The sequence below is a fragment of the Aurantiacibacter arachoides genome (assembly GCF_009827335.1).
GTDB classification, from domain to species: Bacteria; Pseudomonadota; Alphaproteobacteria; order Sphingomonadales; family Sphingomonadaceae; genus Alteraurantiacibacter; species Alteraurantiacibacter arachoides.
Genome location: NZ_WTYH01000001.1, coordinates 1,933,783 through 1,946,700 on the forward strand (window position 1 = coordinate 1,933,783; position 12,918 = coordinate 1,946,700).

Sequence of the window (12,918 nt, forward strand, 5' to 3'; positions counted from 1 at the left end):
ATGGCGCTCTATTCGCCCTTTAAGAACTACATCTGGAACCTCTCGGTCGCCATAGCGATGGAGAGCGGCGGGCGCATCGGGGAGATCGTCGACATGTGCCAGCCCATCCTCGATGCCGCCGACAATGGCGCCGATGCCGGCACGCCGCAGTTCATGCAGGCCTGGGCCGCCATGGGGCACAAGCTGCTCGAACTCGCCGCCGAGGACGAGGCGAAAGGGCGCGCCTTTTCCGCATCCGACAAGATGGAGCGCGCTGCCCTCTACCTGCTGGTGGCCGAACGGATGCAGGGCCATGGCAGCGAGGGCCGCACGCAGACCTACGCCCTGGCGCGGGAAACCTTTGATCGTTCGACCCGGCTTGGCGCCATCAACCGCGAACGGGTAGAGATACCGCTCGCCCAGGGGACCATGTCGGCGCTGTTCACCCGCGCACCCGGCGATGGCCCCGCGCCTTGCGTGGTGTTCTGCAACGGCCTCGATAGCGCCAAGGAAATGCTCTACTGGACGGGGATGCCGGCGGCGCTGGCGCGGCGGGGCATCTCCACGCTGTGTGTCGATCAGCCAGGCACCGGCGAGGCGTTGCGACTGCAGGACCTGCCCGTCGATCCGCACAGCGAGAACTGGGCGAGCAAGGCGGTGGACTGGCTGGAACAGCAGGACGGCCTGGATCCCGCTCGCATCGGTATGACCGGCATTTCACTGGGCGGCCACTTCGCGCCGCGCGCGGTCGCCTACGAACCGCGCTTTGCCAGCGGCGCCGTGTGGGGTGCCAACCACAACTGGCGCGAGGTGCAGGACAAGCGCATGGAGCGGGAAGGCGAGAACCCCGTGCCGCATTACTGGCAGCACGTTCACTGGGCCTTCGGTGCGGACGGACAGGATGATTTCCTGGAGAAGTCGGCGGCTATGAACCTCAACGGCCACATGGACCGCATCCGGGTGCCGTTCCTGGTGACCCACGGGGCGAACGACCGGCAGATCAGCCCCAAATACGCCGACGACCTGTATGACCAGCTCGTCAATTCGCCGCGCCGGGAAAAGGTGATTTTCACCGATCGCGAAGGCGGGGTCGAGCACGTGGGGGCGGATAACATGGCTTACGGCAGGGATCTGATCGCGGACTGGTTCGCCGAAACGCTGGGTGGCCACACCGCGTGACGCCGCCGGTGGCCCTCGCCCGCCATATCCGGCGCGAGACGCTGATCAGCGGCATGGTGAACGCAATCATCTCGACAGGATTCTTCTTCGCGGTCTTCGGTTGGGGGCAGCCGGTGCGGGTGTGGGGCGCGGGCCATCTGGTCGCCGATTTACTGCCGCAGGGCTTTGCCGTGGCGTTCTTTGCCAGCATGATACCCTCGTTCCTCGCGTCGCGGGCAATCACGCGCGGTGCGCTTGCCGCCGATATGCCCCGCCAGCCTTCGACGGCCCGGCTGGTGCTCAAAGCATTCGTTACCGGGCTGATCGCCTGCGGGATCGGCGCGGTTGTGTGGGCCCTGGTTTTTACCCTGGGGGGCTGGAAGACCGTCGCCCCGGTGCAGGCCCTGACGCTGAAGGTGGGCTACGGGTTTTTCCTTGGCATGGCGGTGACCTTTTTCACCCTCACCCGCCTGTTGCGAGGTGAGGACGTGGTCCGACAACCGGTGCCGGGCATCGTATCGTGACGAGCATGGTCCTCCATTTCGCGCCGCAAACCTGCGCCAGGGTCACGCTGGTCGCGCTGGAGGAAACCGGCGCGCCCTTCGCCACGCGCCTGGTGCGCTTCATGGCGGGCGACCACCGATCTCCGGCGTTCCTGGCGTGCAATCCGGCGGGCAAGGTCCCGGTGCTCGAGATCGGCGGCCAGTCGCTGACCCAGAACAGCGCGATCCTGCCCTATCTCGCCCGCACCTTTCCGGCCGCACGGTTACTGCCCTTTACCGGGGACGCGCTGGCCGATGCGCAGGTGCAGGCCCGTCTCGCCTGGTTCGCAGCCGACCTTCACCCGCTGGTCACCCGCATCCGGATGCCGCAGTTCTTCTGCGACCTGGACGGCGCGCCCGCGCGGGTGCGGGAGCTGGCGATGCAGGCGATGGCCTTTCAGCTACGCAGCGTGGAGCAGGACCTCGGGCAGCAACCCTGGCTGGCGGGAGAAGAATGGTCGATCCTCGATGCCTATCTGTCATGGGTCTGGTTCCGCATTGCCGGCGCCGGCTTCGATACCGCCGCCTATCCCAATCTTGGCGCCCACCACGAACGCGCCGACGCGCGCCCCGCCGCGCTGCGCGCACTGGCGCGCGAAGCCGAGGCGCAAGCCGAACTCGAACGGGCGGGCCAGACCGTCCCGCTTAACTGAGCCCGAAGGAACTGCCATGCCCCGCCGCTTCGTCGATCTGTCGATCACCCTGTGCAACGATGTCGTCAGCGATCCGCCCTTCATGCGGCCCGAGATCACCTACCAGAGCCATGCAGACACGGTGGAGGAGCTGAACACCTTTTTCCCCGGCGTCACCTCCGATGATCTGCCTGATGGGGAAGGCTTCGCCGCGGCGGAGTGGGTCAGGCTCACCACGCACAACGGCACGCACCTGGATGCCCCCTGGCATTTTCATCCCACGCAGGATGGCGGAAAGCGGGCGCTGACGATCGACGAAATTCCGCTCGAATGGTGCTTCCAGCCCGGTGTGAAACTGGATTTCACCGCCATGCCCGATGGCTACGTCGTTACCGCAGCGGATGTCGAACGCGAACTTGCGCGGATCGGACACGACTTGCAGCCGCTCGATATCGTGCTGGTCAACACCGCTGCGGGCAAGGCGCTGGGCGATCCCGATTTCATCAATCGCGGGTGCGGCATGGGCTACGAGGCGACGATGTATCTCACCAGCCGCGGCGTGCGGGTGACGGGCACCGACGCCTGGAGCTGGGACGCACCCTTCGCGCATACCGCGAAAAAGGTTGCCGAGACGGGCGATACGTCGCTGATCTGGGAAGGGCACAAGGCCGGGCGCGACATCGGCTATTGTCACCTTGAAAAGCTTCACAATCTGGAAGGGCTGCCCGGCAGCGGCTTCACCGTCAGCTGCTTCCCCCACAAGATCAAGGGCGCGTCCGCCGGATGGACCCGTGCCGTTGCCATTTTCGAGGACTGATCCCATGCGGTTCGCTACCTTGCGCGATGGAACCCCCGATGGCCGGCTGGTGACCGTGTCGGCGGATGGCACCCGCTTCGCCACTGCTCCCGTCGCCACGATGCAGGCCCTGATGGAGGATTGGGACGCGCACTTCCCCACCCTTCTTGCGATTGACGATTACCCCCATGCGCTGGCCGAGCACGTGGTTGCAGCCCCTCTCCCCCGTGCCTGGCAATGGCTCGACGCCTCTGCCTACCCCGCGCATGGTGCGCTGATGGACGAGGTGACGGGCGTGAAGAAGCCGCCGGTCGATTTCCCGCTGATGTACCAGGGGGCATCCGACAGGTTCTACGCGGCCACAGACGCCATACCCTTCCCGTCGGAGGATCTCGGTATCGACTTCGAGGGCGAGTTCGGCGTCATCGTCGATGCCGTGCCGATGGGTATCAGTGCCGATGCGGCGATGGCGCACATCCGCCTGGTGGTGCAGATCAATGACTGGTCATTGCGCTCGCTGGCCGCGCCCGAGATGAAGACCGGCTTCGGCTGGGTCTGGGCCAAGCCCCACTGCTCCATGGCGCCCTTCGCCGTCACCCCCGATGCTCTGGGTGCCGACTGGCAGGACGGGCGGGTGTGCCTCGATCTCCAGGTGGACTGGAACGGCGAACGGTTCGGCAAAGCCAATGGCCGGCCAATGGCCTACGGCTTCCACGAACTCGTCGCGCGGGCGGCGCGGACGCGCGATCTGGTGGCGGGCACGATCATCGGGTCGGGCACCGTTTCCAACGAGAACTTCCGCGAGACGGGATCATCCTGCATTGCCGAACGGCGCGGGATCGAGATCGTGGACCAGGGCGCGGCCGTCACGCAGTTCATGCGTTTTGGCGACACGGTGCGGATGGCCGGTGTGGATGCTGCGGGACGGCACCCTTTTGGTGTGATCGACCAACAGGTTGTCAGTTCGCAACACTATCGGCCATGACACGCAGACCTTGTCGCGCGCGCCTTGTTCCGCATCGCGCATGAATGCCTGAAGCATGCGGATCCTGATCGGGAAGCGCTTTCCCTTACAAGGCTATTCCACTAGCGTGCCGGCGTGCTTTCAACGCTTTTCAAAAAATCGGCGGTTTGCATTCTTTTCCTCGCCACTGCCTGTGGCGAAGCCGAGGAGGAGCGCGAACGTGACCCTGTGCCCGTCGTGGCCCAGGCCCTGCGTGTACTGCCCGAGCAGATCACCATCGAGGCAATCGGAAATGCCAGGGCCAGCACCTCGGCGGAAATCTTTGCCGAGACCGCTGGCCGGGTGACGGGCGTATCGTTCACCGCGGGTGATTTCGTGCGGGCCGGTCAGCCGCTCCTCCGCCTGGACGACCGGCAGGAACGGCTCGCGGTGGAGGCCGCGCGGGTCGACGTGTGGGAAGCTGATCAGCTGCTGACCCGCTATCGCCGGATCGAAGATACAGGCGCGCTCTCCGAAAGCCAGATCGAAGCCGGCGAAACCGCGCTGGCCTCGGCCCGCGTCGCCCTGGAACTGGCGCAGGTCGACCTGGCGGACCGGACCGTTCGCGCGCCGTTTTCCGGCCACGTCGGGCTGACCGAAGTGGACGTTGGTGACACGGTCAACGATCAGACGCCGATCACCCAGATCGACCAGCGCGCCACGCTGTATGTCGACTTTCCCGCGCCGGAATCCATCTTCACTGCCTTGCGGCCGGGGCAGGTGGTGGAGGTGCAACCCTTCTCGGACCCGTCGCGCACGATCAACGCCCGGGTCGTGGCAACCGATACGCGCATCTCGCAGGACAATCGCAACTTCATCGTCCGCACCGCGATCCCCAACGACGATGACCGGCTCCGACCGGGGATGAGTTTCCGCGTCACTTTCACGCGATCCGGGGAAAGCCGCCCCGCGGTGCCGGAACAGGCCATCGCATGGGGAGGCGAAGGGTCACACCTGTTCGTAGTGCGCGACGACAAAGCCGTGCGTATTCCCGTCACCATTACCGCCAGGCGCGAAGGGACCGTGCTGGTCGACGGGACGTTCCGGGCGGGCGATCGCGTCATCGTGGAAGGCGTGCAGAAGGTGCGCGACGGGCAGGCCATTCGCCTCGTCCAGACGGGCCGGGGAAGTCGCCAGGATGTCGAACTGCGTGGCCCCCGGCCGCCCGCCCCTTCGGGGTCACCAGCCGCCCCAATGCCGGACGCCGTATCCCGCGATGCGGAGTAAGTTCGACCTGCCCATGCTGGCCGTAAAGCGGCCGCTGCTGATCGGTGTTCTCAATCTGTTGATCGTCATCGCCGGCATCGCCGCGCTGATGGGGGTCGAAGTCCGCGAATTGCCGAACGTCGATCGGCCTATCGTATCTGTGACGGCGAACCTGCCGGGCGCGGCTCCGGGCACCATGGATTCGGAGGTGACGAGCCTTCTCGAGAATGCCGTGGCGCGGGTTTCAGGCGTGCGGCAGATCGATTCCTCCAGCGAAGAAAACAGTTCGCGCATCCGGGTGGAATTCAATCCCGGCATCGATCTCGATACCGCCGCCTCCGACGTGCGCGAGGCAGTGAGCCGGGTCACCCGCGAGCTGCCCGACCGGATCGAGCAGGTCACGGTGGTCAAGGCTGACCAGGACGCGCAATCGATCATGACGCTGGCGGTCCAGTCGTCCGTTTATGACGAGAGCCAACTCACCCGGATGGTTGAGAGCGACATCGTACCCGAACTGCTGGCGGCGGAGGGTGTGGCCAGCATCGAGCAGTTCGGCACGCGCGCGCGGCAGATGCGCGTCGCGGTGGACCCGGCGCGGCTGAACCGGTTCGGGCTCACCCTGCCCGATGTTGCCGCCGCGCTGGAACGCGCGCCATACGACGTGCCGGTCGGATCCTTTCGCTCCGACGCGCAGGAGCTTGTCGTGCGGGCAGAAGCCAGCGCAACCGATCCCTCAATGATCGAGAATATCGTGATTTCGGGCACCACGCGCATCGGCGACGTGGCCGAAGCCGATTTCGCCCCTGCCAATGCAACCAACTTCGTGCGGCTCGACGGGGTGCCGATCGTGGGCCTCGGGGTCGTGCGGCAGGCCAGTTCCAACACGATCGAAATCTCCAACAGCATCCGCGAAGGCGTCGATCAGTTGAACGAGCGGTTCGACGATCTTTCGATACAGATCGTATCGGACGATGCCGATTTCATCCGCATCTCGGTGCGCGAAGTGCTCGTTACCCTGGGCTTCACCATCGCCATCGTGATCGCCACGATGCTGGTGTTCTTTCGCTCGTGGCGGGCGACCGTGGTGCCCAGCGCAACCATTCCGGTGGCCCTAGTCGGCGTGATTGCAGGCATCTGGCTGATGGGGTTTTCGCTCAACCTCCTTACCCTCCTGGCGCTCGTGCTTGCGACCGGCCTCATCGTCGATGACGCGATCGTCGTGCTCGAAAACGCGCAACGCCTGCAGAACAAGGGCCTGAGCCCGCGCGCCGCCTCGGTGCTGGGAACACGGCAGGTCTTCTTCGCCGTCGTCGCCACCACGGCCGTGCTGGTCTCGGTGTTCGTGCCGATCAGCTTCCTGCCATCCGAGACGGGCCGGCTGTTTCGCGAGTTTGGCTTCGTGCTCGCGGTGGCAGTCATTATTTCCAGCTTTGTCGCCCTCACACTCGTTCCGGCGCTGGCGGCTCAGTTCGACCTGACGACCAGGGACGATGCGCCCGGCCGCCTGGCCCGCTGGGGGCAGAAGTCCAACGACTGGTATGACGGGGTCCTGACACGCTGCCTCGACAGGCCAAGGCTGGTCGCACTCGTTGCAATAGCTGCTGCCGCTGCGGCCGGCCTGCTCTACACTTCGCTGGAAAACGAACTGGTCCCCGACGAGGATCGCGGCGTGATAGAAGTTGATGCGACCGGCCCTGACGGTGTCGGCATCGCCTTCATGGACGGCGAGCTGGACGAGGTGGAACAGGTTCTCGATCCCTTCCTCGCCGACGGAACGATACAGAGCACCTTTTCTATCGTGGGCCGATACGACCCCAACCGCGTCAGGGTGACCGCGCAGCTCGCCGACTGGGCAGACCGGGACCGCAGCCAGACCGAGATCGTCGAGGAGTTGCAGGGCCCGCTCCAGGAAATCCCCGGATCCCGGACCAATGCACGCGGGCGCGGCACGCTCAGCTTCGGTGGCGGGGGCGACGGTATCGAGGTGGCGTTGACGGGCGCGGACTATGACGGGATCTACGCCTCGGCCCAGGCTCTTGCCGATGCAATCGATACGCAATCGACCATCCTTTCCAACGCCGAAATCTCCTATCAGCCCACTCAACCGCAAGTGTCGCTGCGGATTGACCGCCAGCGCGCAGCCGATCTGGGCGTGGAGCTGGACGATCTGGGGCAGACCCTGCGCACGATGGTCGATGGCGAAGACATCGTGGATGTGAACGTCGGCGATCAGGCCGTTCCGATCTTCCTGACAGCGCAGGCCGTCACGATCACGAACCCGTCCGATCTCAACAATCTGTACATCCGCGGGACCGTGAATGATCAGGCGTCGCTCATTCCCCTGTCGACCCTGACGACGATTGAGGAAGAGGGGGTCGCGGCAGAGCTGGAGCGGACCGAGCAGCGCCGCGCTATCGAAGTCAGCGCGGACATCGAACCGGGCACGCCCCTGCGTGACGCAGTCGACGAGATCGAGCGTCTTTCCGCAGACGCCCTCGGCCCCGGTATCACCATGATCCTGCGCGGGAATGCGGAAAGCCTGGAGGATGCCTCGAGCGACTTCCTCCTCACCTTCGGGTTCGCCCTGGTGATCGTCTTTCTCGTCCTGGTGGCCCAGTTCGAAAGCCTCACCAGCGCGCTGGTGGTCCTCCTCACGGTGCCCTTCGCCCTGGCGGCGGCGGTGTTCTCGCTGTTCCTGTCAGGCGTATCGCTCAATATCTATTCGCAGATCGGGCTGGTGATGCTGATCGGGCTGATGGCGAAGAACGGCATCCTCATCGTCGAATTTGCAGATCAGTTGCGCCATCAGGGTCGCAGCGTGCGCGAAGCGGTGCAGGAAGCCGCCGCCATCCGCCTTCGCCCCATCGCGATGACCTTGATTTCCACGGTGGTCGGCGCCTTGCCGCTGGTGCTGGCGAGCGGGGCCGGATCGGAAGCCCGCCAGTCTATCGGATGGGTCATCTTCGGGGGTCTCGGCATCGCGGGCATCTTCACGCTCTTCCTTACGCCGGTCATCTACCTTGCCATCGCTCCCTTCGGTAAGCCGCGCTCCGTCAATCTCGACAGGTTGCACGCCGAGATCGATGACGTGGACGAAGACATGACGATGGCACCGGCATGAGTAGGCTGCTGGCAATGCTGGTCTGCGTGGCCGCCCTGTCGGGGTGCGCGCGCGGTGATCCGGTTCTGTCAACGCCGCAGATGGCGGCACCAGCACGCTATGCCACCGATCTTCCGCCCTCCGGAGTGGACTCCGAATGGTGGTTGGGGTTTGACGATCCCGTTCTCGACGCGCTTGTCCGTCGCGGGCTTGAGGCCAATCTCAACGTGGAGGCGGCAGCGGGCCGGCTTGCGTCTGCGGAGGCGCTGCTCCGCGCTGAACGGTCTGATCGCCTGCCCGGTATCGATGGCCAGGCCGGTGTCGGCATCGCGCTTGCCGACAACAGCAGGGTCACGGCCGATGCAGGCTTGTTCGGCCTGTTCAACCCCGACATCAACGGCCGACTGGCCGCCGAGATACGGGCAGCCGCGGCCGATTATGCCGAGCAGGACTACCTGCTGGCCGATCAGCGACGCCTGGTCGCGGCGGCGATTGCCAGCCAGTATGTCGAATATCGTCGCACCGGGGCGCGGCTCGACCTGCTCGATCAGTCAACGGACTTGCAGGAACAGACCCTGCGCATCGTGACCTTGCGGTTCGAGGCAGGACTATCCGCCAATCTCGACGTGCGCCGGGCCGCCGCGGATCTGGCGCAGACGCGGGCCCAGCGCGGGCTTATCGCGATCGCCCGGTCACAGGCGGAAAACGCGCTGGCCGTCTTGCAGGCCGAACCGCCCGGAGTCTTTGCCGTTCCCGAACCTGCGGAGGCAACCATACCCCGCTACGGCCTTGGCCCTCCGGCAGGGGTTCCGGCCGACCTGCTGCGTCGCCGCACGGACATTCTCGCAGCCGAGGCCCGTCTGGAACGCGCGGCTGCCGATATCGGCATAGAGCGTGCAGACCTGCGACCATCGCTCACCATCCCCGGAACGCTGGGCCTGGGAGACGGCTCCCTGGGCGGCATCTTCAGCAATTTCCTGCTGTCGCTGGGAGCTGCCATTGATCTGCCGCTGTTTGACGGCGGCCGCCGCCGGGCGGAGGTGGAAGCGGCACAGTTCGAGGCGCAGGCGCGCCTGGCCGAATATCGCGCGACCTTTCTGCAATCGCTGGGAGAGGTCGAGAACGCGCTCGTATCCATCGATGCCTACCGCCAGCGCAACGACGAACTTGCCGAGGCAATCGAGCAGAGCGAAACGGCGCTATCGCAGTCGAACGCCTTGTACCGGGAAGGTCTAGCCTCGCTGTTCGACGTACTCGACGCCCAGCGCCAGCTCATCGCCAGCCGACAGGACCTGATCGACAGCGAAGCGGACCTCGCCAGTTCCTTCGTGGCGTTTCATGCCGCGGTCGGATCTGACTAGGTCAGTAGACACCTTGTCGCCCGCGCATCGACCGTCGCGAGGAAATCGCTGCGGGGATAATCGGAGCTTATATTTCTGCCACAACAGGTGTGTTCAAATCGACCGCCAAATAGACAGGGTTCGCGCCGTTGGGAAAGTTGTCTTCGATTGGCGCGAGATAAACTGAAAAATACCGCGGCTACCCGCCGGACTACTGTCGACTGACGGCCATGCAGGGACGGGGTAGTCCGCCATGATTGATCTGCGAGATGACGCAGGGATTTCGGACCGAGCCCGCCTGATCGTTGTCAGAAGCATTTTATCGAATGAATTCGCGTCATCGATCTCGAACTCAATCCCTGCCAGAAACTGAGTAAGTTGACCGCTTTTCAAAGCCTCGCCTAACAGCACCACCGTCCCTCCACGTGCGGGGGGTTATACGGAAAAGTCGTTAAACGACCGTTGAAAAAATTTAACCCTTTCAATGTGGCAGGTGAGAATCCTGGCGCAGACCCTGATGTCAGATCATGCCTCTTGCCATCCACAGATCATCTTTCTGCGGAGGCCCATCTTCCTCGCCTCTCCTGATCAAGTTCGAGAAAGCCTCATCCTGCGAAAGGAAAACCTGGCCGCTGAGCTGATCGAGAAAGGATGAGCGTTGCAACCGGTCCATCACAGGCCCCTTCACCTCGGACAGATGCGCCTTTATCCCCGCATCGGCCAGGCGGTGGTTGATCGCCTCGAGGCTCTCGAGCGCCGAGGCGTCGATGGAGTTCACCGCCGAACACATCAGCACGAGGTGCCTGGCCTGCGGGTGGTCTGCCACCGTTTCCAGCACGAATTCCTCGAGCCAGCGGGCGTTGAGGTAGGTCAGGCTCTCATCCACCCGAATGGTGAGTATCCGCGGGTCGGTGATTACCGTATGGCGCTTCACGTTGCGGAAGTGCCCCGTCTCCGGCACCCGGCCGACGATCGCCGCGTGCGGGCGCGACGCGCGCCACAGGTACAGCGCCAGGCTGAGCGCGACGCCGGCGATCACGCCAGGCTCCACGCCCAGCAGCAGCGTTACGCCGATCGTCGCGGCCATCGCCGCGAAATCGGCGCGTGAATAGCGCCAGATCGTCAGCGGGGTGCGCAGGTCGACAAGGCCCACGACGGCAACGATGATCGTCGCCGCCAGCGTGGCGATCGGCAGCGCATAGAGCAGCGGCGTAAGGAACACCGCGGCAATGGCGATGCCGACGGCGGTGAATGCGCCCGCCGCGGGTGTCTCCGCGCCTGCATCGAAGTTGACGACCGACCGGGCAAAACCGCCGGTTACCGGATAGCCGCCGGAAAACGCGGCGGCGACATTTGCCGCGCCAAGACCGATGAGTTCCTGGTCAGGATCGATCCGCTGCCGCTTCTTCGCCGCGAGCGTCTGCGCCACGGATACGGATTCGACGAAACCGATGACGGAAAGCAGGAGTGCGGGTATCGCCAACTGCTGCCACAGACCGGCATCGAACAGCGGCACGGTGAGCGGCGGCAGGCTTTGCGGAATGTCCCCCACGGTGGCGACGCCGCGCTCCTCCAGATCGAGCAGCACGACCGCCAGCGTCGCCGCAGCCACGGCGGCGATCGGTCCCGCCTTGGCGAAGAGATCGGCCCGGCGCGGCGGCAGGCCCAGCCTTGTCAGCAATGGCTTGAGGCCCTTGCGGACCCAGAACAGAAACGCCGTCGAGAGCACGCCGATGACCAGCGTCGACATGTTCGTGTCCGCCAGGTTGCCCAGCAGGCTTGTGACAAGCGCGGGCATGGCCTCCCCCGCGGCGGAAATCCCGAAGATCGCCTTGAGCTGGCTGGTGGCGATGATGATGCCCGACGCGGTGATGAACCCCGATACCACCGGATGGGACAGCAGGTTGGCGAGGAACCCCAGCTTGAGCACGCCCATCAGCAACAGGAACACGCCGGAAAGCAAGGCCAGCACCAGCGTTGCGGCGATAAACTGCGCCGATCCGGGAGGCGCGACGCTGCTGGCGGCCGTCAGCGTCATCAGCGAAATGACCGCCACCGGGCCCACGGCCAGCGACCGGCTCGTCCCGAACAGGGCATAGGCGACGATCGGCAGTATCGACGCGTAGAGGCCCACTTCCGGCGGCAGTCCCGCGAGCATCGCGTAGGCAAGGCTCTGCGGGATGAGCATGATCGTGACGATGCCGGCGGCAACGAGATCGTTGGTCAGCAAGGTGCCGTTATAGGTCCGGCCCCACTGGAGGATCGGCAGGAAGCGGGCGAGTGCTGGCATGTCGGGAAACGCCGGGCGTCAGGCCTTGGCCAAACGATGACGCAGGGCCGACAGGTCGTAACCGGCCTCAGCGGCGGTTGCGATCAGCGTCTCGGGCGACTGCTCGTCCGGGTTCGACAATGCCCACAGCGAAGCCGCTCGCATACCCGTTCGGCAGAAGCCCACGATGGGTGCCGGCAACTGGTGCAGGGCATCGCCAAATTCGGCGACCTTGTCATCGGTGAGAGCGCCCGGGGCCACCGGGATGTGGCACGCTTCCATGCCGGCATCGCGCGCGGCACGCTCGATCGTCGCCCAGTCCGGCTGGCCCGGCTCCTCGCCATCGGGACGGTTGCTGATGATCGCGCGGTAGCCGGCATCGGCGAGAGCCTGCATGGCAGCCGGATCGATCTGCGGGGTGACGGACAGGCGGTCCGACAGGGGCTTGGGGTTTGTCATGGGTTGGAGACCTTTCGTTCCATGGTAAGTTTCTGCAGCAGCATGCCCACCAGCATGGCCGCGACGAAGGGGGCGGCGTATACGGGCGACAGGGCCAGCGACGCCACGGCCGGGCCCGGGCACAGCCCGGCGACGCCCCAGCCCACACCGAACACCGCGGCGCCGGCAAGCAGCCGGGGATCGAGGTCGGTGCGATCGGGCAGCGAGAACCTCTCACCGAAGACCGGTTTGACCATGCGGGCCTGCACACGCCAGGCGATTGCCATGACGACGACCGCGCCGCCCATCACGAAGGCCAGCGTGGGATCCCAGTCACCAAAGATGTCGAGGAAGCCGCGCACCCGCCCGGGATCGGTCATGCCCGAAATCGTCAGCCCCATGCCGAACAGGAACCCGGAGGCGAGCGGCGGAAGAAGTTTGCGGACCAGCGCCAT

At 65.2% G+C, this 12,918-nt stretch carries 11 protein-coding genes; 8 read left to right on the plus strand and 3 right to left on the minus strand.

What is annotated here, in order from left to right:
* From GRI62_RS09510 to GRI62_RS09545, 8 genes are all read left to right on the plus strand, one after another.
* Nucleotides 1-1,158, plus strand: a complete 1,158-nt coding sequence (locus GRI62_RS09510) for an alpha/beta hydrolase family protein (protein ID WP_131453132.1) — start codon at nucleotides 1-3, stop codon at nucleotides 1,156-1,158.
* Nucleotides 1,155-1,661, plus strand: coding sequence for a hypothetical protein (locus tag GRI62_RS09515; protein WP_131453133.1), 507 nt, complete (start codon nucleotides 1,155-1,157; stop codon nucleotides 1,659-1,661). Before GRI62_RS09510 ends, GRI62_RS09515 begins: the two co-directional genes overlap by 4 nt.
* Before the next feature lie 5 nt (nucleotides 1,662-1,666).
* A complete protein-coding gene (locus GRI62_RS09520) occupies nucleotides 1,667-2,332 on the plus strand; it encodes a glutathione S-transferase family protein (RefSeq protein WP_234027579.1) in 666 nt (221 codons plus the stop codon).
* A gap of 16 nt (nucleotides 2,333-2,348) precedes the next feature.
* Entirely contained in the window at nucleotides 2,349-3,128 is a 780-nt protein-coding gene (locus GRI62_RS09525; protein ID WP_131453137.1) for a cyclase family protein, read from the plus strand.
* Between the two features lie 4 nt (nucleotides 3,129-3,132).
* Nucleotides 3,133-4,092, plus strand: coding sequence for a fumarylacetoacetate hydrolase family protein (locus GRI62_RS09530; protein WP_131453139.1), 960 nt, complete (start codon nucleotides 3,133-3,135; stop codon nucleotides 4,090-4,092).
* A gap of 114 nt (nucleotides 4,093-4,206) precedes the next feature.
* Complete coding sequence (locus GRI62_RS09535; protein ID WP_234032704.1) at nucleotides 4,207-5,337, plus strand: efflux RND transporter periplasmic adaptor subunit; 1,131 nt, start codon at nucleotides 4,207-4,209, stop codon at nucleotides 5,335-5,337.
* A complete protein-coding gene (locus GRI62_RS09540; protein WP_131453141.1) occupies nucleotides 5,327-8,437 on the plus strand; it encodes an efflux RND transporter permease subunit in 3,111 nt (1,036 codons plus the stop codon). The genes GRI62_RS09535 and GRI62_RS09540 overlap by 11 nt, the downstream gene beginning before the upstream one ends.
* Nucleotides 8,434-9,777: an efflux transporter outer membrane subunit gene (locus GRI62_RS09545; protein WP_131453143.1), complete on the plus strand. Its 1,344-nt coding sequence runs from the start codon at nucleotides 8,434-8,436 to the stop codon at nucleotides 9,775-9,777. The genes GRI62_RS09540 and GRI62_RS09545 overlap by 4 nt, the downstream gene beginning before the upstream one ends.
* A gap of 499 nt (nucleotides 9,778-10,276) precedes the next feature.
* Here the strand turns inward: GRI62_RS09545 and GRI62_RS09550 are convergent, their stop codons facing one another.
* From GRI62_RS09550 to GRI62_RS09560, 3 genes are read right to left on the minus strand one after another with little or no spacing between them, the layout of a single operon-like run.
* Entirely contained in the window at nucleotides 10,277-12,046 is a 1,770-nt protein-coding gene (locus GRI62_RS09550) for a SulP family inorganic anion transporter (RefSeq protein ID WP_131453144.1), read from the minus strand.
* Nucleotides 12,047-12,064: 18 nt separating this feature from the next.
* Nucleotides 12,065-12,484: a protein tyrosine phosphatase family protein gene (locus tag GRI62_RS09555; RefSeq protein ID WP_131453146.1), complete on the minus strand. Its 420-nt coding sequence runs from the start codon at nucleotides 12,482-12,484 to the stop codon at nucleotides 12,065-12,067.
* The gene (locus tag GRI62_RS09560; protein WP_199799920.1) at nucleotides 12,481-12,918 is read right to left on the minus strand and encodes a YeeE/YedE family protein; all 438 of its coding nucleotides are present in this window, start codon (nucleotides 12,916-12,918) and stop codon (nucleotides 12,481-12,483) included. The genes GRI62_RS09555 and GRI62_RS09560 overlap by 4 nt, the downstream gene beginning before the upstream one ends.